Genomic DNA, 23,090 nt, shown 5'->3' with positions numbered 1-23,090 from the left:
ATCGTCCCTAGAAAGAACCCAAAGGGCAGCGCATGTTTGGCATTTATGCTGCGTTATCGCCTATTTATGGGGAATAACCACACTACATAGGCTCTGCCTTGCCTAAATACCAAACAGTCTGCTGCAAAATTAATCACGAAAGGTCAACACGCCCTAGTGTAGCAACTTTTGTGCGTTAATATAGGCTGTTGTTTACCTGATTAAGGTCGCTACTTAAATTAAAGCGTTTGTTCATTTTAGTGTGTAAAAAATACATATAATTAGAATAATTACCTTGGGTAAGTCGCATTTAATTTTCTATAACTGAAATAAAGTAAATACTTTCAATTTGCTATGTTTATATTTACTAATTGTGCTTTTGGCATGTAAGTTGAAGTATTGCCTTATATATTTTAAAAAGGAATGACCATGACTGCTGACTATTTTATGGTATTAGGGCTGCTCGGAGTTGCTTTTTTTGCTGTTGCGGGAGCGTTACTTGGGTATGAAAAAAATATCAGTGGATTTGGTGTCGTTGTGGTGGCAACGGTTACCGCTTTAGGCGGCGGGACCCTCAGAGATATACTTTTAAACAAGCCAGTATTTTGGATTGCAATGCCTGAATATTTATATTTTACTTATGGCGCTGTCATAGCAACAATTGTATTTATTCGATATCTACCGCACGTTAATAACTATTATTTTTTACTCGTAGACGCTGTTGGTATGGCATTATTTAATATCATGGGAATCGAAAAAGCATTAATTAATGGCTCTGGCATGGTGGTCGCCATTACCATGGGTATAACAACAGGGATTTTTGGTGGGTTAATACGCGATGTTATTTGCCGTGAGGTACCAACCGTTATGCGCAGTGAACCTTATGCATCTGCATGTTTAGCTGGTGGGCTTGTTTATGGTGCTTTATTTAGTCTTAACATAGATTATATTTGGTGCATTTTAGGCTCATTTTTTACCACTCTATTTTTAAGACTGGGTTCACTGCATTGGGGGTGGCACTTAACTATATTCAGAAAAAAAGACGTTAGAAACCAAGATTGAGTACATTGCCGATAGTCACGAATGTTAAAACCTGCATTCGCATTACTTACCTTGTTTGCCAGTAACCGCTGGTGGCGCAATTAGGGGCTTTCTAATTATTGGTAGCGGGCAAGGTATAATTTAATACTTTGTTGTAGTGCCCTTGTATCTGTTTTTATTTTATAAATATAAACTGACCGACAAACAGTACGGAGTTTTAAATTTTATACCCGTTGCTATGGTTTTACGGTGGATTGGCGGTATAAAGTTTTATGAGTTGAAGTAAAAACCATTGTTGGACTTGTCGAAACTTCACCATTTATGTCGTGGTTGTATACATCTTTAGCGTTCATAACGTATCAAATGTAATTGATATATTATTTACTATATTATTGGGCTTAGGGCTATTTTAAAATAAAACAAAGGAGCTTTTATGATTAGTTGCGAACAACACGATTATATTGAAATAGCCTGTATGAACCGTTTACACGTTGAGCTTGTTTTAAAAAGTGGTGATATTGTGCATGGTATAGCAACTGACACAAAACGTAATGCTAATCGAGAGGAATGCATAGTCGTTAACGTCAATAGCGAGCTGCAACTCATTGCGCTAACAGCAATTAGCGTACTTAAATCGTGCACACAAAACCCGTACTTTGACCAAGTGAGTTTTGATGTGTAAGGCCAATATTTTCCCTTATTATCACTGTATAATGGTCTGAAAAATAACTATCTAAGGTTTCTATGAATTCAATTGAGCTTTTTTCTGGTGGCGGGGGGTTGGCGCTTGGTTTGGTTAAAAGTGGCTTTCATCATAAAGCCATTGTTGAGTTGAACAAAAATGCTTGTAAAACAATTAGACTCAATAGTGCATTTGATTTCGGAAAATGTGTGTATGAATGCAGTGTCGTAAACTTTGATTATACAGCGATTGATGCTGATATAGATTTAATATCGGGAGGCCCACCTTGCCAGCCTTTTTCTTTGGGCGGTAAAGCGAAAGGGAATGAAGATTCTAGAGATATGTTCCCTCAAGCAATTCGCGCAATTCGTGAAAAAAGACCAAAAGCTTTCATATTTGAAAATGTTAAAGGTTTAATGAGAAAGTCATTCTCTGATTATTTTGAGTATATTACTTTACAGCTTCAATATCCCTCGTTAAACAAAGCTATTGATGAGCCTTGGCAGCTACATAAATCTAGATTGGATCACTATCATGCTCAAAGTGATCACATGCAATTAGAATATAAAGTAACCTGTAAGCTTGTTAATGCAGCTGATTATGGTATTCCTCAAAAGCGAGAACGCATTTTTTTTATTGGCTTTCGATCGGATATTGACCAAAACTGGGAGTTTCCTACACCGACTCACTCAGAAGAATCTTTAATTTGGGATAAGTGGGTTTCAGGTGAATATTGGAAGCGGCACAATCTGCCTGTGCAAATTGCGCAAGAAAAAATGTTAAAAAAAGTGGATAAGATTCGCCAGAAATATCGCTTATCAACGCCACAAAGCCAGCCTTGGGTAACAGTACGTGATGCTTTATCTGGTTTACCCGATTGTGAACATGAAGATGCAAAAAATTATAATCAACATGTGTTTAAAGGTGGAGCTAAAATCTACCCAGGTCATACTGGTAGTTATATCGATGAGCCTTCAAAGGCTCTTAAAGCAGGAGCGCATGGCGTGCCTGGTGGAGAAAATATGATTCGTTTTGAGGATGGTAGCGTTAGATATTACACTGTTCGCGAAAGTGCAAGAATACAGGCTTTCCCAGACGATTTCAGTTTTGAAGGTTCTTGGGGGGAAGCGATGAGGCAGTTAGGCAATGCAGTTCCAGCAAAGCTTGCAGAGAAAATTGGCTTGTCAATATTCACGGCGCTAAAGAAATAAAAAGTTGATACCTAATAGTTTAATAAACTTCACGCAAAACCTAAGGTAGAAAAGAAAAATTGCTACCTTAGGTTTTGTTAAATATAAGAGTTGGAAAATTAGAATTTATTGGTGTGACAGTGCCAGATCAGGTTTGTATTAAATATGATCTCAGAGTACTTAAATTAACTTGAGCCTCTGGCAATTAACAGCGGCGGTAATAAGGTGCTTTGTACTTCTTGTCCGCGTATAAGTTTTAACAAATTTTCCACCAACATTTGCCCAGCAACCGTTGTATTTTGCTCTATAGTCGTAAGTGGTGGGTTTACGTAACTTGCTATGGCTATATTATCAAAGCCAACAACCGCAACGTCTTTAGGCACACTAATACCAGCTTCTTTGAGTGCCCGTATTGCACCAATTGCAATTAAATCACTGGCTGCAAATAATGCATTAAATTTAATATTATTTGCAATTAAAGAGCGGGTCGCATGATAGCCAGACTCTTCAGTGGATATTGCGTTTGCCATTTTTCGCTCATTTAAGGTGACATTATTTTCAAGCAGCTCATCTTTGAATCCTTGAAAACGAGAGAAAAACTCTGGGCTATGATCCGATGCATCACCAATAAATGCGCAATCAGTACGACTATGGGCAATAAAATGGGCAGCAGCTTGCTTACCTCCACCGTAGTTATCGCAGCAAACGGTGAGATCTGGACGGTTATCAACTTTTGCACCCCAGCATACAAATTTAGTATTTTGCTCTAGTAAGGTATTAAATTTTGGTTGAAAATCGATGTAATCGCCATAGCCAAGCAAGATAATTCCATCGGCTCTGTGGCTGTCTTCATAGTCAGCTTGCCAATCGGCGCTAGCAGATTGAAATGAGACTAAAAGATCGTAACCTTCTTTTGCACACGCGCGGGTAATACTGCCGAGCATAGCTAGAAAAAAGGGATTAATTTGCGAGTCATCTGAGGTTGGATCTTCAAACAAAAGCAGGGCGAGTGTGCTACTTTGCTGTGTGCGAAGGTTGCTGGCATTTTTATCTACTTTGTAATTAAGTTTTTTTGCTATGTCGTGAACACGTTTGCGGGTTTCTTCGTTAACAAGTGGACTATTACGTAAAGCACGAGATACAGTTGATTGAGATACCCCTGCATAATGGGCAATGTCAAATGATGTAGCTTTACCTTTCATTTGTTACAACTTAATTAAAGTGATAAATAATTGTGCCATTTTCGTTTATTAATTAATTTTTTCAAGCTTTTTGTGTTTAAACGCATTTATTTATTGATTTGGCAATGACACCGGTGTCATAATAAGGACGTTTTATCATTTTGTTGTCAAAACGTATTAGCTGCCTATGTTTGTTTTATAGGCAGTACTTTTACTGTGATAGCTGCCTTGGGGTGATAGCCCAAAGTAAATAAATATCAATGGTTTACCATTGTAGAATAATAAGCATGAATCGCTTAAACAAAAGAGATAACACCATGAGCTTACACTCTTCTACTCAATTTGACCCTATTCTAGTTGCTGATGTTGGCGGCACGAATGCGCGCTTTGCTCTTATAACGTCTTTTGATGATTCAAAAAATCAATTTACGATAGAGCACAACAACACATTCCCCAGTGCTGATTTTGGTTCGCTCGAAAAAGCGTTAACGCTTTATTTATCGACAGTTTCTCATATTAAACCTACACGTGCATGTTTAGCGGTGGCAGGACCTATTAAAGCAGGGCAAGTGCATCTGACTAATTTAGGGTGGCACTTTAGCGTCAACGAATTTAAACAGCATTTTGAGTTTGAACAATTAGAAGTTATTAATGATTTTGCAGCGTTTGCCTATGCGTCGCCGTATTTAGATCCTCAGCAAAACGTAACCATTAAAACGGGCCAAGCTGATGAAAATGCAAACATTGGTGTTATGGGACCAGGCACTGGTTTTGGCGCTGCATGTTTGGTAAGAACCTCACATTCTACATCGGTGTTAAGTTCAGAGGGGGGGCACATATCCCTTGCCGCTGTTAACGAATTAGATGTATTGCTTATAAATGAGTTACGTAAAGAGCATCCTCACGTGTCAGTAGAAACCGTTTTTTCAGGCCCAGGCATAACGCATTTATACAAAGCGATGGCTGCGGTTAAGGGAATTCCTGCCAAAAATTTAGATGCCGCACAAATTAGTAGTTTAGCAAATAGTGGTGAGTGTGCGGTATGTGATGCAACGTTAAACCAATTTTGTGATTGGATAGGCAGTGTTGCTGGCGATTTAGCATTAGCCTATGGTACTTTAGGCGGTTTGTTTATTGGTGGTGGTATATTGCCGCGTATGCAATCTCGTTTACTTGAAAGCCGTTTTGTTGAACGATTCTCGCAAAAGGGTATTATGTCGCAATACGCAGGGCAAATTCCTGTCACGCTGGTAACGCAAGATAATATTCCACTAATTGGTGCTGCTGCGTGTTTACACAATAGCAAATAGACTTTTAGCCTTGTTGGTTGTATTTGGATAATGGATAGATGAAAAAAGTAACCATAAATAGTGTAGCAAGTCATGCTGGTGTTTCTAAAAAAACCGTCTCGCGCGTTTTAAATAACGAGCCAAATGTGAGTGCAGCGACTCGTGAAAAGGTGCTTGCGGTATTTAAAGAGCTCGATTATACACCCAATCCAATAGCGCGTGGGCTTGCTCAAAATCGCAGTTTTATTATTGGTTGCCTTTACGATAATCCAAGTAAAAGTTATATAACGCGTGTACAAACCGGTGCCTTAGCCGCTTGTAGAGAAAATAATTACAACCTTTTGATACACCCTTGTGAATTAAGAGGGGATGCTTTAATTAATAATATTGAACAGTTGTTACAAACATCGCGTTTAGACGGCATCGTGCTCACGCCCCCGTTTGGTGATTTTGCTGAGTTGGTCAATCTTTTAAAAGCAAAAAAAATACCTTATGCCAGAGTGGCATCAGCAGTATTACAAGATGACTCGATTTCTGTACGCAGTAACGACGAACAAGGCGCTTTTGAAATAACGGAGCATTTAATTAGTCTTGGCCATAAATCAATTGCATTTATTAAAGGTCATCCTGATCACAGTGCGACGCAACAACGTTTTAAAGGATACAGACGTTCGCTTGCAAACCATAAAATTGAATTTGATGAGCGACTAGTAGAAGAGGGTAACTTTAGTTATCACTCTGGTGTGAATAGTGCGCGTAGCATTTTAGATTTATCGCCAAGGCCAACGGCAGTTTTTGCCTCTAACGATTACATGGCAGCTGCGGTACTTAAATTAGCTACTCAAAGAAATTTAACCGTACCGAATGACATTTCTATAGCGGGCTTTGACGATGCACCCATTGCTCGCCATATTTGGCCTGGCCTGACAACAATAGCGCAACCAGTTGAAGAAATGACGAAACTTGCTGTAAGCGAGTTAATTTCACATATTTCACAACCTCAAGAGCAACCATGTCAAGTTACTCTTGAATCTCGATTAATAGCACGTGAATCAACCGCTCAAGTAAAAAATTAATATAAAATATTTTCACAGTAGCCCGAATATGAGTGACGCTTATTCGGGCTTTTTTTGTTTAAAACTTGCTTAAATTGGTCTTGTACACAAAAATCAAAGCGTTCATTATTTAGTCATGTTAAAAAGTTAAGCTATTTTTAACAACTACAGTTGACACCGGTGTCATGTTCATGCGTTAATACCCTGACACCGGTGTCAAGGTTGTTGTGAGAGGCTCCTTGGTAGCGTACCTTTGAACGGGTAAGTCAAAGATGCTCAGTGCAGTTATTTACGTGGAGTCTGTAATTGCTACTGAGCCTTTATCCTCTAACTAATAGAGATGAGTTAAATTATGTTACATCCTCGTATTCAAGAAGTTACCCAGCGCGTTATTGAACGCAGCAAAAATACCCGTCAAGATTATTTAGACCGCATTTCGCACGCAAAAAAACAAACAAGAGTTCGTGCTGGATTAGGTTGCGGTAATATAGCCCATGTTATGGCTGCTTGTAGCAGCGATGATAAAGCGCGCTTGAAAGCTGATGAACAGCCAAACCTTGCCATCATAAACTCATACAACGATATGCTGTCGGCTCATGTGCCGTATAAAGACTACCCAGATTTAATTAAAGACATTGCTACAAAGTACGATGCTACAGCACAAGTTGCCGGTGGTGTACCTGCTATGTGTGATGGTGTTACGCAAGGGCGTGACGGCATGGAACTTTCACTTTTTTCTCGCGATGTAATTGCGATGTCTACGGCAATTTCGCTTTCGCACGACGTGTTTGATGGCGTTTTTTGTTTAGGCGTTTGCGACAAAATTGTCCCTGGTTTATTAATTGGTGCATTGTCATTTGGTCATTTACCTGTGTTCTTTTTGCCAGCAGGGCCAATGCAATCAGGTATTCCTAATAAAGAAAAAGCCCGTATTCGCCAAAAATTTGCACAAGGCTTAGTAAGTCGCGAAGACTTATTAGAGGCCGAAAGCGCCTCTTACCACAGCGCAGGTACTTGTACGTTTTATGGCACAGCAAATTCAAACCAAATGTTAATGGAAATAATGGGTTTGCACCTTCCAGGTAGTTCATTCATTAATCCTTATACTGAGCTTCGTGATGGTCTTACAGGTAATGCTGTAGAAACCATGCTCAAGCAACTTACAGACGATAAAGAAAGCCCGTGTTTAGCTGATGTGATCAGCGAAAAAACAATTATAAACGGCTTAGTGGGTCTTTTATCAACAGGCGGCTCTACAAACCATGCAATTCATATTGTTGCTATTGCTAAAGCTGCGGGCATTCAGGTTACGTGGAAAGACATGTCTGATTTATCAGAAGTTGTTCCACTGCTTACGCGTATTTACCCGAATGGCTCAGCAGATGTAAATCACTTTCAAGCAGCCGGTGGTATGGGGTTCTTAATGCGAGAGCTAGCAAGCGCTGGTTACTTACATACAAACGTTAAAACAATGTTGGGTGATGGCCTTGCGCCTTACATGACAGAGCCTCGTTTAGATAAAGACGAAAGTTTGATTATGAGCAACTCAACCGGGCCGACTAAAATTAAGTGGGTAGATTGCCCAGCAAACTCACATGACGAAGAAGTACTTCGCCCAGTGAGCAACCCATTTAGTAAGCAAGGTGGTCTGCAACTTTTAACGGGTAACTTAGGTAAAGCTGTTATAAAAGTGTCAGCTGTTGCTATTGAACATCAAGTGGTTACTGCGCCTGCAAAAGTATTTAGCTCACAAAGTGCACTTCAAGATGCGTATTCACGTGGTGAATTAAATCAAGATTTTATTGCCGTACTAAAAGAGCAAGGCCCTAAAGCGAAAGGCATGCCAGAGCTACATAAACTCACTCCTGTAATGGCAACGCTTCAAGATGAAGGTTTTAAAGTCGCTATTGTTACGGATGGTCGTATGTCAGGTGCATCAGGTAAAGTACCTGCAGCAATTCACTTAGCACCAGAGGCAGTAGAGGGCGGCATTATTGCTAAAATTCGTGAAGGCGATTTAGTGACGCTTGATGCGCCAAACGGAATATTAAAAGTACATGTTAGCGATGAAGAGCTCGCTAAACGTGAAGCAGAACTTAGCCTGCCAAGTGCAACATTTGGTACGGGTCGCGAATTATTTACTGGATTTAGAAATATCGTAAGCAGCGCCGATTTAGGCGCGAGTGCTTTTGGACTTGAATAAATATTAGCCATACTGGGTAATGAGGAACAAGTAATGAGTATTGAAAAAATCTTAGCATCGGCACCCGTTGTGCCAGTGGTTGTAATCGAAAAATTAGAAGATGCAGCACCACTTGCAAGAGCGTTATTTAACGGTGGTTTAAAAGCCTTGGAAATCACACTGCGTACGCCCATTGCAGCAGAAGCTGTAAAACTAATGAAAGCAGCAGTGCCAGAAGCTTACGTGGGTACAGGTACTGTGGTTGATAAAGCGAGCTTTGATGCATCAGTTGCCGCTGGTGCAGATTTTATGGTGAGTCCTGGTGTGAGTGATGAGCTGATTACTTTGGCTAAAACATCAGATATACCATTTTTACCAGGCGCTGCGACGGCAAGTGAAGTAATGCAGTTAGCAAGTCATGGTTTTAAATATTTAAAGTTCTTCCCTGCAGAGGCCGCAGGCGGAACAGCGATGCTTAAGTCAATCGGAGGTCCATTACCTCATATTACTTTTTGCCCAACGGGTGGCATAAGCTTAGCAACTGCACCTAACTATTTAGCGCTTAACAACGTTATATGTGTTGGTGGTACATGGATGCTAGATAAACAACTTATAGAAAATAAAGACTGGCAAGCCATTGAAGCGCTTGCTCGCCAAGCAAGTGAACTTAAATAGGAGTCTAAAATGATTAATGTAGCAATTAACGGTTATGGTCGTATCGGTCGCAATGTATTACGTGCACTTTACGAGTCAGCTCAAAACAATGAAATTAAAATTGTCGCAATTAATGATTTAGCACCTGCTAATGTTAATGCACATTTAACGCAATATGATTCTGTACATGGTCAATTTTCTAAAAAAGTAACACTTGAAAACAACACCATGTTAATTGGTGATGACGTAATTACGTTAACGCAAGAGCGCGATCCTGCAAACTTACCGTGGAAAGCGCTAAACGTAGATATCGTTTTAGAATGTACTGGCTTTTTTACTGCGCGTAATGATGCTGCAAAACATATTGAAGCAGGCGCTAAAAAAGTAATTGTTTCAGCTCCTGGTAAAGATATGGATGCAACTGTTGTTCATGGCGTTAACAGCGATGTACTAAATGCTGATAGCAACATTATTTCTAATGCGTCTTGTACTACTAACTGTTTAGCACCTCTAGCAAAAGCAATTAACGATACCGTAGGTATCGAACAAGGCAGCATGACGACAATCCATGCCTACACGAACGATCAAAACTTATCTGATGTGTACCATCCAGATCTATACCGTGCGCGTAGTGCAACTCAATCTATGATCCCAACGAAAACGGGTGCAGCTGCTGCGGTAGGTTTGGTACTACCAGAACTTGCAGGTAAATTAGATGGTATGTCGGTACGTGTACCTACAATCAATGTTTCTTTAGTTGATTTTACGTTTATCACTAAACGCGATACAACGGCAGAAGAAATCAATGCAATTATGAAAGAAGCATCGACAGGTTCGATGAAAGATATTTTACAATACAATGAGCTTCCGCTTGTATCTATCGACTTTAATCATAATCCAGCGTCGTCCATCTTTGATTCAACGCAAACTAAAGCAAACGGTAAACTAGTTAAAGTCATGGCTTGGTACGACAATGAATGGGGTTTTTCAAACCGCATGTTAGATCAAGTTAAAGCATTAGGTCAGTACTTATAATTGACCTTGTAAAAGTTTTTGCTTTATCCAACCAAGCCACGCATTGCGTGGCTTTTTTGTGTTTGGATTATACGAATACTTGCTAGCAGAGAGGTAGGGCGTGATCTAATTGTATTTTTTATACCCCAAATTTTGTTAATATAGCGGTGTGTAAACCAATGGAAATTTCGTTGTACTCAATCAACTCAACGACGCAAGGAATAACAACAATGATCAAAGTTTTATCACGAAAGATATTTCGCACAAATCATCTTCAGATAGGTGAGGGCAACATAAGCGGTTACGTAGCCTGCTTTTTAGCAATACTAAGTTGCTTGGGCGTACTAGCGTTTCACTTTCCTGAATATTTAACCACGCCAGAGCTACGTAAAAGCTACAGCGTCGACTTTTTGCGTCAGCTTATGTTCGCAGCATTATTACTTTCGGGCAGTTTAGGATTACTTAACTTTGTACGTAATACCAATAAGCGCTTAGGGGCTACAGCGTGGTTTTTTATTTTACTCGCTATTATGTTTGGCGGACCAAACGTTGAAGTAAAAGAGTTTGCCAGCGATACACCTTATATAGGGCTTGATTGGTTTATTTTAGATTTACTCGGCTCAACACTTATATTTATTGTGATTGAGAAGTTATTACCTCATCGTAAAGATCAAAAAATATTACGTAGTGAATGGCGAGGCGATTTAAATCACTTTTTTGTAAATCATTTGATTATTGGCTTTGTATTACTCGTTACTAACCACTTTGTGCATTATGGCTTTGGCTGGGCTGTATCATCTACAGTACAAGGTTATATAGAGCAAACATCCTTTTTAGTGCAGTTGTTTTTAATAATACTTGTGGCCGATTTAATGCAGTATTGGGTGCATCGTGCTTATCACGAAATCCCTTTATTATGGCGTTTTCATGGCGTACATCACAGTGCTAAAGAAATGGATTGGTTAGCGGGCTCTCGCCAGCATATTCTTGAAATACTCGTTACTCGCAGCTTAGTGCTCACGCCTATATTTGTACTTGGGTTTTCACAGCAAATAATTAGTTTGTACGTAATAATTGTGGGTTTACAGGCGGTATTTAACCATGCAAATGTACGTGTTAAATTTGGTTGGCTAAAATACTTTATGGTTACACCGCAGTTTCACCATTGGCATCATGCGTCAGACAAAGCCGCGATTGATCGTAACTACGCTGCACATTTTTCGTTTTTAGATTATGCGTTCGGTACTGCTGTTAAAGGCCAAAAAGAGTGGCCACAAGCGTATGGTGTAGTCGGGGATTACATGCCGGTAGGTATGCTTAAACAACAGGTTTACCCGTTTAAGCGCACTAAATAAGTTCGGGAAATCCGGATAAACATAAATTAAAAGCGAGCAAGGTGTTACATTTTGCTCGCTTATTTTATTAATATTAAACCTATTTTAGCTCTGCCAATAATTTAGTAAATGTAGGTCTTTGATTAAACGAAGGCTGCACAGCGCGGCTTACAATATCGGACATTTTAACAAAGAGCTCACTTTGTCTATCATCGCCAGTTACCGTGCTTAATAAGTCTTCAATTAAACAGCCCAAAGCTCTTACTTCTATCAACTCTAGTTGCTTTTGTTGATACTCATTTAGCATCGTTAAATTAGTTGCTGCACCAAAATCACCAAATAATACATCAGCATCTTTGTTTATCATGGTGTTATGCGCATACACGTCGCCGTGACTTACTTTACGAACATGTAAGTGATGTAAGGTACTTACCATTTGCTGTGCAATTTTTAAAATAGCGTGAGTTGAGTAATGACAATCATCATTAAAGGTATCACGCGTACAGGTTTCAAGGCTTGGAGGCAGGCCTAAATTAGCAAAGCTTATATCTATTAGCTCCATTACTAAACCTAGCTGATCACTTTGCTCAATGTAGGCAAGTACTTTAATTAAATTAGCGTGATCGCCTGCTTGTAAGCAGCAATTTACTTCATCAAGCGGGTAGCCGTCGCTGGTAATTGCACCTTTAAATAATTTAATCGCTACAGCGCTTTCAACAGCTTGCGCTAAATGAATAACGCCCGATGCACCTTGGCCAATAACATGACTAAGTGTGTAATCGTTAAGAGGTTTATTTTCTAAGCTGCATTTTGTAAGGCACTGGGCTTTATTAAAATCGTTACCGGCAAACGCAAGCCAAGCAAGTTTGGGCAGTTGAAACAGCCAGTCGTCTATGTGTGTTAAGTTATTAGCAGAGAGCCTAACAAGCTCAAGGCTTTTGCACTGCGCCATACTACTTGGTAGTTGCTTAAGTTGATTGCCCGCAAGCGCAAGCTTTTTAAGCTGGGTATAATTACCAAAGTCTTCAGGCAATTCGCTTAACGTATTATCGGTGAGTATTAGCCACTCAATATTTTTTGGTAGGCTGTTTAAAGCAAACTCAGAAATTTGGTTACCTTTAAACGCAACCATAATTAAAGCAGGGCATTTAGCCAGCACAGCAGGAAAATGCTTAAACTGATTAAACGATAAAAATACACGCTTAAGGTGTGTTAAACAGGCAAATTCATCAGGTAGTGTTGATAAGTTATTATTTGATAAATCGAGAACTTCAAGCGTGTCAGCTAAGCTAAAAATCTCTTCAGGAAATGTCGTTAGCTCTTCTACTAATTGCAGGCGAGTAGCGCCAACAAGTTTGCCACTTTTAAGCTCTGTAAGATTATTCATATATTTATACCACGTTCTAAAAATGAAAAAGCCAACATAGCTGTTGGCTTAAAGTCGTTCTAACTTACTAAATCGCTCTTTAGAATTGCGCGTTATGGTAAACGTTTTGTACGTCGTCGCAATCTTCTAACATTGCTAAAAAGCGTTCCATAACTTCAACGTCTTCGCCTTCAATAGGCGTTTCAATTTGTGGCACAAAGCTAATTAGGTCTTCGTCAAATTCAGTCACGCCCATTTCTTCAAGCGCAGTACGTGTATTGTTGTACTCTGTGTGAGGAGCAAAAACAGTGACTTTACCGTCATCTACTTCTACATCAGTTACATCAACATCAGCCATCATAAGAGCTTCAAGTACTGCTTCGTCGTCATCACCGTCAAATACAAAAATAGCAAGGTGATCAAATAAATGTGAAACAGAGTTTTGAGCGCCAATTTTAGCATTTGCTTTAGTAAAACAAACACGTACATCAGCAAAGGTACGCTTGTTGTTGTCTGTTAAACAGTCAACAATAATCATACAGTTACCAGGGCCATAACCTTCGTAACGGGTTGCTGCGTAGTCTTCACCGCCGCCACCTTTTGCTTTGTCGATTGCGCGGTCAATAACGTGTGCTGGTACTTGGTCTTTTTTAGCGCGCTCAATTAAACGACGTAATGATAAGTTACCATCTGGATCTACACCGCCGTTTTTAGCACAAATATAAATTTCTTTGCCGTACTTAGAATAAACTTTAGTTTTAGCACCCGCAGTCTTAGCCATTGAATCTTTTTTGTTTTGGTAAGCTCTTCCCATCTGCGTTTCGCCTTAATATATGTAAATAATAGAATAAAATTATAGCGCGTATTCTAAAGGTAAATGCATTCAAGGGCTAGTAAGTATTAAAGCAGATTAGAACAGCCGCGTTTAAAAACCATCTAAAATGTATTTTAGTGAAGTGTTTTGGTGCTGATTTAAAGAGGGTTATCAGAGCAAATTTAACCCAATAAAAAGGCAACTCATTTAATGAGTTGCCTAATTGAGTAATAAAATTAAACGAGGCAAATTAATAGCCTCATATACTACTTACCAAATACGTACACGTTCATCTTCAGGAAGGTATAACTCATCGCCTGGTTTTACATCAAACGCTTTGTACCATGCATCGTGGTTACGTGGCGCTTGTGCTCTAAAGCGACCTGGGGCATGTGTGCCACCACGAAGTTGGTTAAGCATGCTTTGCTCAGTACGTTTTTCTTTCCATACTTGTGCCCACGCAAGGAAGAAACGTTGATCGCCAGTAACGCCGTCAATAACAGGCGCTTCTTTACCATTTAAACTTAGCTTGTACGCGTGATAAGCCATCGACAAACCACCTACATCACCAATGTTTTCGCCAAGGCTATTTCGACCATTAACAAAGTTACCTTCGATTGGTTCGTATTTACTGTACTGGGCAGCTAGTTGGTCGGCTTTTTTGTCAAATGCAGCGCGGTCAGCATCAGTCCACCAATTACGTTGCACCCCGTTTTCGTCTGATTTTGAACCTTGATCGTCAAACCCATGACCCATTTCGTGACCAATCACAGCACCAATACCGCCATAGTTTACAGCCGGATCGGCATTTGGATCGAAAAACGGCGGTTGTAATATCGCAGCCGGAAATACAATTTCATTAAACGAGCTATTGTAGTAAGCGTTTACGCGTTGTGGCGTCATGCCCCAGCGGTTACGGTCTGTTTTTTGTAGCTCTTTTTCAACACTTTCTGCGTGGAAAAACTCACGCATGTTTTTTACATTACCAATCAAATCGTTTTTAGTAATGCTTAAACCATCATAAGACTGCCATACATCGGGATAACCAATTTTTGGTACAAATGCAGCCAGTTTAGCGCGTGCATTTACTTTTGTGGCATCGCCCATCCACTCTAGGTTATCAATACGCTCACCCAGGGCTGTACGCAGGTTTTCAACCAGCTCTGACATTTGTTGTTTAGATGATTCAGGGAAGTAACGCGCTACGTATATTTTACCAATAGCAAAACCAAGCGAACTTGTGCCTGACATTTCACTTATTGCACGTTTCCAACGAGGGCGAGGCTCTTGCTGTCCGTTTAGTTCTTTGCCAAAAAAAGCAAAGTTAGTATTAAATATGTCTTCTGATAGTAAACCTGCGTTACCGCTAATAGCGTGATACGTTAGGTAGTTTTTCCATACTGCAATATCTTCTTGATTGATTAGCTCAATCATCGCTTTTATAGGTTCAGGTTGAGAGACATTTAACTGAGGTACTTTATAACCTGTTTGCGCAAAATATAAATCCCAGTTAAAACCAGGATAAGCAGTGCTTAAATCGGCGCGTTTAATTTGGTTTAGCGTTAAATCGCGATTACGGCGCTTTTCACGAGGCCAATGACCTTGTGCAATTTTGGTTTCAAGGTCAAGAATTGCTTGAGCACGCTCAGTGGTATTTTCATTGCCTGCAAACTTAAGCATGTCAGCAATGTGAGCAACATAAGCTGTACGGGTTTTAACAAAGCGCTCAGCGTCTTCAAGGTAGTAAGAACGATCGGGTAAGCCTAAACCACCAGCACCTAGTGACATTTCATATTTGTTAGGGTCTAGGCGATTAAACCACATACCGCCGCCAAAAGGGGCTTTATTACCGGTTAACCAAGACTTACCAAACATCTCAGCTAAATCGTCAGTCGACGATATATCATTAATTTCACTTAACAATGGCTTAATAGGCGCTACACCGAGTTTATTAAGTGTTTCGGTATCCATATAGGCATTGTAAAAATCAGCAACGAGTTTTTCTTCTGCGTTTAAATCTTTACGTGCGGCTATTTCTTCAATAATAGCTTTAACATCGCCTTCGCTGCGCTCAGCTAATCCTGAAAATGCACCGTAGCGGGTTTTATCTGCAGGCATTTCGTAGTTGTCATACCACGTGCCACTGGCATACATAAAAAAGTCATCGCCTGGTTTAACGGCTTCGTTACGCGCTGTTAGGTCAACACCAAAACTACCTAACTCTGCTTTTTCTGCCACTGTTGCTGTCGCTACTTTAGATTGTTGCCCGTCTGTTTTTGTTGTTTGCGGCTCTGAACAACCGGTAATAAATGTGGCAGCTAATGCTGCGGCAATTAAACTCTTTTTCATTACTTACTCCTGAGTATCACTGATTGAATTAAAGCAGCAGTGAATCATTTTTATTATTACGAATATTTAATTTATCGATTGTTATTGATATTAATCATACAAACAAACCTTTTGAGGTGAATCACCACAGTGCTCGATAAAACTAATATAGAGGAAAAGAGAAAGGCTAATAGGTGCTATAAACGCTTTATTTAGCTCGAAGACTTGAAAGTATCCGAGCTAAGAGGGGTTACACACTATTTATTTTTTATGCTGAAGCTCCCACATACGGGCATATTCTCCGGCGAGTGTAAGTAACTCATCGTGCCTACCTTGCTCAATAATTTGTCCTGCTTTGAGCACAATAATGGTGTCTGCATCGGTAATTGTAGATAACCGATGAGCAATAACAATACTCGTATGGTTACTGGCAACTTCACGCATTGCCGCAAGTATTGCTTGCTCAGAATGAGAGTCGAGTGCAGATGTTGCTTCATCAAAAATTAAAATAGGGGATTTTTTCAAAATAGCGCGCGCAATAGCAATACGCTGTTTTTCGCCGCCAGATACTTTTAAACCACGTTCGCCAACCAGTGTTTTATCGCCTTTATCAAGTGTTGCTATAAAGTCTTTTAAATGCGCCATTGCAATGGCTTCGTCAATTTCAGCATCGCTTGCTGATGGTCTGCCGTAAGCGATATTTTCACGAATGGTGGTGTTAAACAGCACGGTATCTTGCGGCACGATAGCAATGGCTTTTCGTAAACTATTAAGTGTTACTGAGTTTATTGCTTGATTATCGATACTAATTTCGCCAGCGCTTACATCATAAAAACGATAAAGCAGTCGCGCTAATGAACTTTTACCAGCTCCACTTGCACCAACAATGGCTACTTTGCTGCCAGCTTTAACACCAAAACTAAGGTTATTAAGAATAGGCCGATGGGTATCGTAACTAAAACTTACATTATTAAATGTTATTTCACCTTGGCTAATATTGAGCTCTTTAGCATTAAGTGCATCGGTTATTTGTGGTTTCTTATTAAGTAGCCCAAGCATGTTTTCAAGGTCGGTTAGGGCGCGTCTTATTTCGCGGTACACAAAGCCTAAAAAGTTAAGCGGTAAAAACAATTGAATCATATACGCGTTAATCATCACAAGTTCACCAATAGAGAGTGTACCTGCAACTACCTCGGTTGAGCCTAACCACATTAACGCGGTAATAGCACAAGCGATAACAAGTGCTTGGCCTGAGTTAAGGGCGAGCAACGACATTCTATTTTTTAAACGGGCTTTTTCCCAGTTTGCTAAAAAGGTGTCGTACGTTTTGGCTTCAAACTGCTCATTATTAAAATATTTTACAGTTTCATAATTAAGCAAGCTGTCTATAGCGCGGGTATTACTTTGATTGTCGGCAGCATTTGCTTCTCGAATAAAGCGGTTTCGCCACTGAGTAACCACCACAGTAAAGGTAATATAAATGGCGACTGCCAATAATGTAATCAGCGCAAACCAAACAGAAAACAACGTGCCAAAAATAATCGCAACGGTCAGTATTTCAAACAAAGTAGGCACAATGTTAAACATTAAAAAGCGCATTAAAAAACTTAACCCGCTAGTACCGCGTTCTATATCGCGGCTAATACCGCCTGTTTGCCTGTCTAAATGAAAAGCCAGCTCAAGTGAATGCAAATGCTTAAACACTTTTAAACCTATATCACGCATGGCGTGCTCGGTTACGCGAGAAAATACAGCATCTCTTATTTCACCTAAAAATACGCTAGCAAAACGCAGTGCACCGTACATTAATAACAATAAAGCGGGAATAACTAACAGTGGGTTAATCGACTTATCTACAGAGTCTATTATTTCTTTAAGCGCCCAAGGCATTAACAGCGTGGCACCTTTTGCGCCAATAAGCGCCATAAGTGCAATAAAAACACGGCCTTTAAATTTTGTAAGGTAGGGCCACAGTGTTTTTACACTTTGGCGTAAATTCATGGCGTCTGGTCGTTTTTCTGTGCTTTGTCTGGGGCGCATTAGTGATCTCTGTTAAAACTAAATACTTAATTAATAAGCATTGTATTTTAAATGCTTGCCCTTATATACTACGCATCCCTTATTTTAGTTTTAAAACGTGAATGTTTAAATTTAGAGTGTTTTTAACTGCCTTTTTACTACTTGCTGCACTTTTTAGTGTGCAAAGTAATGCTATGGGCGTCTCACAAAATTTAAATATGACTGTTAGTACGCAGGTTTCGCTTACTGATATTGGCGATTTAACTAAAATACAGCCTATTAGTAAGTCTGTAGATACTGCGCAGCATAAAAAAACGCATCAAACCGATTTTGACGCGCACCAACCAAGGTTAATTGCCAATAATTCATCATTGTTTTTGCACACTGTTCAAAGTGAGCCAGAATACGATGTGGTTTTTGAATTTTTTGCTCAAAATCTTGTTAGGCATATTTTCTTACCACCAAGAGCCGTTAATCCTATACAGCCTTGGTATATGCTTGTCACTAATAGTAAAAAGTCGCGCTTGAGTGGCTGGAAAGACGTAAACTTACTCTACAGAGCTGTAACTACCTACCACGCTTAATTTTCCTTATTTAATTTTATTAGGTTTTAACTTTTAAAGTTTTAGCCTGCAGATTAATTGTGCTTTTAAAAAGTACGTTGCTAGCTTTGCTGGCAATAAGGATTCAACATGTTAAGTTTTAAAAAAGATAAAAAGCCGTCTACGGCTAAGTTCAAATTAAGCTGTATAGCCATGCTAATAGTATTGGTTTTATTAGCTATCAGCGCATTACCAAATTTATACCCAAATAAATCGTGGTTGCACATCAGTGCTACCCCGCACAGCGAAACGCAATCTTTACCGAGCACTAAAACCCTAGTTACTTTTTTAAATAACCAAGGGCTTGATGTTGAACAGGGCTTAGATAAGCAATCAACTATTAATGTACTTTTAAACGAGCCAACTAAAAGCGCTCAGGCGCAAGCGGCTATAAAAGCGCAATACCCAAACACGCAAGTTAAAATTGTTGAGCATGCAACCAGCCCTAAATGGTTACAAGATTTTGGTTTATCACCAATAAAGCTTGGCCTTGATTTAAATGGCGGTGTGCTATTTGTACTAGACGTAGATTTAGATAAAGCCGTTGATGAGCAATTAGTCAGTGCGTATCTACAAGCTAAATCGATCATCATTAAGCAAAAAGCACATGGCGTAAAAGCGCAGCAAACTCAGCACGGGTTTGAAATAAACGCATTGCCTAATGCAGCCGACAAGTTAGCCCCCGTTATTGAAGAGCTACAAAGCCGCTTTGCTAATTTAGCCGTGGTAACAAGCAATAATGGCAGCGTTAAAACCGCCAGATTTAGTTATTCAGAGCAAGGGCGCAGTAGCTTTGACAAAGAAGTCATGGGGCAAACACTTACAACCCTTCGCTCACGTATTGAAGAGTTAGGTATTACCGAAGCCGTAACACAGCGACAAGGTAAGCACCGTATTCGTATAGAACTACCAGGCGTGCAAGATCCTAGCGAAGCCAAGCGTATTATCGGTGCAACCGCATCGCTTGGCTTTTATCAATTAAAAGAAATTGGCGGACAAACATTTAATATGCAATCGGGTGGGACTATAAAGCTCGATCCTGTACCAATCTTTACGGGGGATCATATTAATAATGCCAATATAGGCCGCGACGATTGGGGTAAACCATTGGTACAACTAAGTTTAGATGGCCAAGGCGGCGATGCGATGTCGGCGTTTTCAAAAGCCAATATTGGTAAGCCAATGGCGACGGTTTACTCTGAATATTCTCAAAATGCTAAAGGCGAAGTAGTTAAAAAAAGCGACGTTATTAACGTTGCCAATATTGCTCAGCATTTAAGTTCGCGTTTTAGTATTACCAATATGAAAAGCCAACAAGCTGCAGCCGATCTAGCATTGTTACTACGTGCAGGCTCACTTACAGCACCCGTTACAATTGTGCACGAACAAACAATAGGGCCAAGCCTCGGTCAAGAAAACATTAGTAATGGCTTCGCCGCGCTTATGTTAGGGATGGGTATTACCCTTGCATTTATGGCGCTTTGGTATCGCCGTTTGGGTCTTATTGCAAACGTGGCACTTATATTAAATTTAACGTCGCTTGTAGGCTTAATGTCATTATTACCAGGGGTTGTGTTAACGCTACCAGGTATCGCAGGCCTAGTACTAACCATAGGTATGGCGGTAGACACTAACGTAATAATATTTGAACGCATTAAAGAAGAACGTCGCCAAGGCCGTGCACCATATCAGGCTATTCAAGAGGGTTATAAACAAGCCGCAAATACAATATTTGATGCCAATATAACCACCATGATCACCGCACTTATTTTATACGGCATAGGCTACGGGCCCGTTAAAGGTTTTGCCATTACACTCGCACTGGGGCTTTTAACGTCTGTATTTACAGGTGTGTACGTATCAAAAATATTAAGCCAAACGTTGTATTTAAAAATGGGTAAAAAAGCAGGAGTAAAAGTACATGCTTAATTATTTTTTGAAAGGCGAGGCGGGCACACGTTTACGCTTTATGGGCATGCTTTTAAGCGCCATGTTAGTGCTGCTATCAGTAGTTACGCTTGCGCAAAAAGGTTTAAATTTTGGCCTAGACTTTACTGGTGGCTATTTAACAGAGTTTACAACTAGCCAAAGCGTTGAACTAAAAGAGCTTCAATCGTTTATTTCTAAAAATCACAATGGTGAGTTTGAGCTAACCGCGCAAGGTAATAGCCATTTTCAATTAAGAGAAGCGCCAAGTGCATCAAAAACAGCTAATAACCTTGATTGGCAAAGCGCCGTTACACAAAATGATGATATAAACGCACAGGTTTTATCGTCGGCCTATATTGGCTCACAAGTGGGCGATGAGTTATTTGATCAAGGCTGTTTAGCCATGTTTGCTGCAATGATTGCGGTAATGATTTACCTTGCAGTGCGTTTTGAGTGGCGCTTAGCACTCGGCTCTGTGGTAGCGCTAGTGCACGATTTAATACTTGTACTTGGGTTATTTTCACTATTACAAATTGAGTTTAACCTAACCGTGCTGGCCAGCTTACTGGCTATTATTGGTTACTCACTTAACGACTCAATAATAGTAGGGGATAGAGTGCGCGAGCTTTTACGTGTTCAATCGAACAATGTACTTAGCCCAGCGACTATTATTAATAATGCGATTAAAAGTACGCTAACACGTACCTTAATAACGTCGGGTACCACACTTGCAACGGTTGCCAGCGTTTGGTTACTTGCAGGCGCACCACTGCAAGGCTTTGCTATTGCATTATTTACCGGCATTGTAGTGGGTACGTTCTCGTCTATTTGTATAGCGGCAACCTTGCCAGAGCTATTGGGCTTAAGCGCTAAAAACTACGAAGTTAAAGTAGATGCCCACACGCAAACATTATTAGATATGCCATAAGGTTTTTAATAAACGAAAAGAGTATTTTTAAAGGTAACTATCCCAATCAAACTTGCGGGGTTTAAAATAATGGTTTTAAACCCCGCAAAAATGTTAAACTAGTTGCCTTATTTTTACTGCCTGTATTGTATTAATCCCCATGAATAAAACCCACGTTATCGAACATCTTCGTTTTGCGCTAGAAGCACAGCTTACAACAGCAAAAGTAGCGGCAAAAACCGCGCACGACACCGCCACACATGAAGAAAACATAGCCGAAAATAAATACGATACCCTAGGGCTCGAAGCCGCTTATTTAGCACAAGGCCAAGCCCAGCGCGTAAACGATTGCTATAAAAGCATAGAATTGTTCGAACCTGCCTTTAATGAAAAACCAACCGACAAAATAGCTATTGGTTCGCTGGTATGTTTAGAAGATGATAACGCAGCGCAAAAATGGTTTTATTTAGGGCCAGCCGCAGGTGGGTTAACGGTAAATGTTAAACAGCACTCCATTGCTGTTGTAACACCCGGCGCACCAATGGGTAAGCAGTTATTAAATAAACAGATTGATGATGAAATTACGTTAACAATTGCAGGTAAAGCCCACGAATACGTGGTGGTAGAGATTTTATAAGGTTTGGCTTTTTAAGCGAAGCGCCATCCAGCAGATCAAATAAAGAAGATAACTGCACTTTCAGGTTTTGGGAGGGACGATTTAGTTCGCAAGCATTATTAGATGAAGCCGCATTGGCGGCCTGCATGGCGTATGTAGATTTAAACCCCATTAGAGCCAAAATGGCAAAGACACCAGAAGAATCAGACCATACCAGTGCTCGAGTACGGCTAATATGCGCAAAAGAAGGCAAGCAGCCAAAACAATTACTCCGCTTTGCAGGCATGCCACGTCAAACTATGCCAAAAGGGCTCCCATTTGAGCTTAAATCGTACCTTGAACTTGTTGAACTAACAGGGCGTTGTATACGAGAAGGCAAACGAGGGTATATCGAAAGTATACCCTTACTCGAAAGAGTGAATATTTCTCCCGAAAATTTGTTAAAACTCACCACACAATTTACACGCGTATTTCACGGCGCAGTAGGCAGACCAATCTCACAAGCAAGTTATTGTGAAAATTTAAACAGAAAACGGCGATCAAATATTAGTAACTGCGAGAAGTTACTCGCATAAAACGTACGACTTGGCAAAAAATGAACACTGCATAATGCGGAGCATTTTCATGCGCGCAATTTAGGTTTAAGAGTACAAATAACTTATTTACTGGATGAAATGAAAGTAACGCATTAGGGGCTGTTGATCTTTCACATTGGTAGCCAAATCATTGCACATGCCAGCGCTAACATACTCTCAAACTGTAATTTCAATTTATCGTACCTTGTCGCTATAGCACGGAAGTGCTTTAGCCTTGCAAAGGCATTTTCAACTAAATGCCTATATTTATATAAGCACCAATCAATATCACCATTACCTGTTTTTGAGTTTTTCTTTCTAGGGATCACTGGG

General features: G+C 40.0%; 19 protein-coding genes and 2 pseudogenes. 15 read left to right on the top strand and 6 right to left on the bottom strand.

Annotated elements, in window-relative coordinates; all coding sequences use genetic code 11:
* Nucleotides 1–408: 408 nt before the first annotated feature.
* The 4 genes and pseudogenes from CWB66_RS14855 (at nt 409) to CWB66_RS14840 (ending at nt 2,913) form a co-directional block, all read left to right on the top strand.
* Entirely contained in the window at nt 409–1,041 is a 633-nt protein-coding gene (locus tag CWB66_RS14855; RefSeq protein WP_138585969.1) for a trimeric intracellular cation channel family protein, read from the top strand.
* Between the two features lie 39 nt (nt 1,042–1,080).
* A pseudogene (locus CWB66_RS23080) lies at nt 1,081–1,430 on the top strand (DUF417 family protein); the annotation flags it as partial.
* 23 nt (nt 1,431–1,453) lie between these two features.
* Entirely contained in the window at nt 1,454–1,702 is a 249-nt protein-coding gene (locus CWB66_RS14845) for a Rho-binding antiterminator (protein WP_138585968.1), read from the top strand.
* Nucleotides 1,703–1,764: 62 nt separating this feature from the next.
* Entirely contained in the window at nt 1,765–2,913 is a 1,149-nt protein-coding gene (locus CWB66_RS14840; protein ID WP_138585967.1) for a DNA cytosine methyltransferase, read from the top strand.
* Nucleotides 2,914–3,077: 164 nt separating this feature from the next.
* On the opposite strand, the gene CWB66_RS14835 is transcribed toward CWB66_RS14840, so the two are convergent.
* Entirely contained in the window at nt 3,078–4,094 is a 1,017-nt protein-coding gene (locus tag CWB66_RS14835; protein ID WP_138585966.1) for a LacI family DNA-binding transcriptional regulator, read from the bottom strand.
* Between the two features lie 296 nt (nt 4,095–4,390).
* Between CWB66_RS14835 and glk the strand changes: the two genes are divergently transcribed.
* The 6 genes from glk (at nt 4,391) to CWB66_RS14805 (ending at nt 11,622) form a co-directional block, all read left to right on the top strand.
* A complete protein-coding gene (gene glk / locus CWB66_RS14830; RefSeq protein ID WP_138585965.1) occupies nt 4,391–5,383 on the top strand; it encodes a glucokinase in 993 nt (330 codons plus the stop codon).
* 38 nt (nt 5,384–5,421) lie between these two features.
* Nucleotides 5,422–6,438 (top strand): LacI family DNA-binding transcriptional regulator, encoded by a 1,017-nt coding sequence (locus CWB66_RS14825; protein ID WP_077537994.1) that lies wholly within the window; start codon nt 5,422–5,424, stop codon nt 6,436–6,438.
* A gap of 331 nt (nt 6,439–6,769) precedes the next feature.
* Nucleotides 6,770–8,620: a phosphogluconate dehydratase gene (gene edd, locus CWB66_RS14820; RefSeq protein WP_138585964.1), complete on the top strand. Its 1,851-nt coding sequence runs from the start codon at nt 6,770–6,772 to the stop codon at nt 8,618–8,620.
* Between the two features lie 33 nt (nt 8,621–8,653).
* On the top strand, nt 8,654–9,274 hold the full coding sequence (gene eda, locus CWB66_RS14815; RefSeq protein WP_077537992.1) for a bifunctional 4-hydroxy-2-oxoglutarate aldolase/2-dehydro-3-deoxy-phosphogluconate aldolase: 621 nt from the start codon (nt 8,654–8,656) through the stop codon (nt 9,272–9,274).
* Nucleotides 9,275–9,283: 9 nt separating this feature from the next.
* Complete coding sequence (gap, locus tag CWB66_RS14810; protein ID WP_138585963.1) at nt 9,284–10,288, top strand: type I glyceraldehyde-3-phosphate dehydrogenase; 1,005 nt, start codon at nt 9,284–9,286, stop codon at nt 10,286–10,288.
* Nucleotides 10,289–10,497: 209 nt separating this feature from the next.
* A complete protein-coding gene (locus CWB66_RS14805) occupies nt 10,498–11,622 on the top strand; it encodes a sterol desaturase family protein (protein WP_138585962.1) in 1,125 nt (374 codons plus the stop codon).
* A gap of 79 nt (nt 11,623–11,701) precedes the next feature.
* On the opposite strand, the gene CWB66_RS14800 is transcribed toward CWB66_RS14805, so the two are convergent.
* From CWB66_RS14800 to CWB66_RS14785, 4 genes are all read right to left on the bottom strand, one after another.
* Nucleotides 11,702–12,988: a leucine-rich repeat-containing protein kinase family protein gene (locus tag CWB66_RS14800; RefSeq protein WP_138585961.1), complete on the bottom strand. Its 1,287-nt coding sequence runs from the start codon at nt 12,986–12,988 to the stop codon at nt 11,702–11,704.
* A gap of 79 nt (nt 12,989–13,067) precedes the next feature.
* Nucleotides 13,068–13,781: a YebC/PmpR family DNA-binding transcriptional regulator gene (locus CWB66_RS14795; protein ID WP_002959761.1), complete on the bottom strand. Its 714-nt coding sequence runs from the start codon at nt 13,779–13,781 to the stop codon at nt 13,068–13,070.
* Nucleotides 13,782–14,051: 270 nt separating this feature from the next.
* Entirely contained in the window at nt 14,052–16,130 is a 2,079-nt protein-coding gene (locus CWB66_RS14790) for a M13 family metallopeptidase (protein ID WP_138585960.1), read from the bottom strand.
* A 240-nt stretch (nt 16,131–16,370) separates the two neighbouring features.
* Nucleotides 16,371–18,149, bottom strand: coding sequence for an ABCB family ABC transporter ATP-binding protein/permease (locus CWB66_RS14785; RefSeq protein WP_138585959.1), 1,779 nt, complete (start codon nt 18,147–18,149; stop codon nt 16,371–16,373).
* Between the two features lie 101 nt (nt 18,150–18,250).
* Here CWB66_RS14785 and CWB66_RS14780 point away from each other — a divergent pair, with 101 nt between their 5' ends.
* From CWB66_RS14780 to CWB66_RS14760, 5 genes and pseudogenes are all read left to right on the top strand, one after another.
* The gene (locus CWB66_RS14780; protein ID WP_138585958.1) at nt 18,251–18,712 is read left to right on the top strand and encodes a hypothetical protein; all 462 of its coding nucleotides are present in this window, start codon (nt 18,251–18,253) and stop codon (nt 18,710–18,712) included.
* Nucleotides 18,713–18,820: 108 nt separating this feature from the next.
* Entirely contained in the window at nt 18,821–20,659 is a 1,839-nt protein-coding gene (gene secD / locus CWB66_RS14775) for a protein translocase subunit SecD (protein WP_138585957.1), read from the top strand.
* Nucleotides 20,652–21,587 carry a protein translocase subunit SecF gene (secF, locus tag CWB66_RS14770; RefSeq protein WP_138585956.1) on the top strand — a complete coding sequence of 312 codons (936 nt, stop codon included), beginning with the start codon at nt 20,652–20,654 and terminating at the stop codon, nt 21,585–21,587. The genes secD and secF overlap by 8 nt, the downstream gene beginning before the upstream one ends.
* A 139-nt stretch (nt 21,588–21,726) precedes the next feature.
* Nucleotides 21,727–22,203 carry a GreA/GreB family elongation factor gene (locus CWB66_RS14765; RefSeq protein WP_138585955.1) on the top strand — a complete coding sequence of 159 codons (477 nt, stop codon included), beginning with the start codon at nt 21,727–21,729 and terminating at the stop codon, nt 22,201–22,203.
* Between the two features lie 32 nt (nt 22,204–22,235).
* Nucleotides 22,236–22,757: pseudogene (locus tag CWB66_RS14760) on the top strand (transposase); the annotation flags it as partial.
* Between the two features lie 131 nt (nt 22,758–22,888).
* On the opposite strand, the gene CWB66_RS14755 reads toward CWB66_RS14760, so the two are convergent.
* Nucleotides 22,889–23,090 (bottom strand): transposase (locus CWB66_RS14755; RefSeq protein WP_171037510.1); only part of this gene is annotated, 202 nt, incomplete at its 5' end.

Origin of the sequence: Pseudoalteromonas sp. S558 (genome assembly GCF_005886635.1) — a bacterium.
In the GTDB taxonomy this organism is placed as follows: Bacteria; Pseudomonadota; Gammaproteobacteria; order Enterobacterales; family Alteromonadaceae; genus Pseudoalteromonas; species Pseudoalteromonas aliena.
This window is presented reverse-complemented; position numbering and strand designations above follow the sequence as displayed.

Bases quoted from the DNA above. Each gene is read 5' to 3' on its own strand.
- CWB66_RS14855 (WP_138585969.1), top strand. From the start codon at position 409: ATGACTGCTGACTATTTTATGGTATTAGGGCTGCTCGGAGTTGCTTTT.
- CWB66_RS14845 (WP_138585968.1), top strand. From the start codon at position 1,454: ATGATTAGTTGCGAACAACACGATTATATTGAAATAGCCTGTATGAAC.
- CWB66_RS14840 (WP_138585967.1), top strand. From the start codon at position 1,765: ATGAATTCAATTGAGCTTTTTTCTGGTGGCGGGGGGTTGGCGCTTGGT.
- CWB66_RS14835 (WP_138585966.1), bottom strand. From the start codon at position 4,094: ATGAAAGGTAAAGCTACATCATTTGACATTGCCCATTATGCAGGGGTA.
- glk (WP_138585965.1), top strand. From the start codon at position 4,391: ATGAGCTTACACTCTTCTACTCAATTTGACCCTATTCTAGTTGCTGAT.
- CWB66_RS14825 (WP_077537994.1), top strand. From the start codon at position 5,422: ATGAAAAAAGTAACCATAAATAGTGTAGCAAGTCATGCTGGTGTTTCT.
- edd (WP_138585964.1), top strand. From the start codon at position 6,770: ATGTTACATCCTCGTATTCAAGAAGTTACCCAGCGCGTTATTGAACGC.
- eda (WP_077537992.1), top strand. From the start codon at position 8,654: ATGAGTATTGAAAAAATCTTAGCATCGGCACCCGTTGTGCCAGTGGTT.
- gap (WP_138585963.1), top strand. From the start codon at position 9,284: ATGATTAATGTAGCAATTAACGGTTATGGTCGTATCGGTCGCAATGTA.
- CWB66_RS14805 (WP_138585962.1), top strand. From the start codon at position 10,498: ATGATCAAAGTTTTATCACGAAAGATATTTCGCACAAATCATCTTCAG.
- CWB66_RS14800 (WP_138585961.1), bottom strand. From the start codon at position 12,988: ATGAATAATCTTACAGAGCTTAAAAGTGGCAAACTTGTTGGCGCTACT.
- CWB66_RS14795 (WP_002959761.1), bottom strand. From the start codon at position 13,781: ATGGGAAGAGCTTACCAAAACAAAAAAGATTCAATGGCTAAGACTGCG.
- CWB66_RS14790 (WP_138585960.1), bottom strand. From the start codon at position 16,130: ATGAAAAAGAGTTTAATTGCCGCAGCATTAGCTGCCACATTTATTACC.
- CWB66_RS14785 (WP_138585959.1), bottom strand. From the start codon at position 18,149: ATGCGCCCCAGACAAAGCACAGAAAAACGACCAGACGCCATGAATTTA.
- CWB66_RS14780 (WP_138585958.1), top strand. From the start codon at position 18,251: ATGTTTAAATTTAGAGTGTTTTTAACTGCCTTTTTACTACTTGCTGCA.
- secD (WP_138585957.1), top strand. From the start codon at position 18,821: ATGTTAAGTTTTAAAAAAGATAAAAAGCCGTCTACGGCTAAGTTCAAA.
- secF (WP_138585956.1), top strand. From the start codon at position 20,652: ATGCTTAATTATTTTTTGAAAGGCGAGGCGGGCACACGTTTACGCTTT.
- CWB66_RS14765 (WP_138585955.1), top strand. From the start codon at position 21,727: ATGAATAAAACCCACGTTATCGAACATCTTCGTTTTGCGCTAGAAGCA.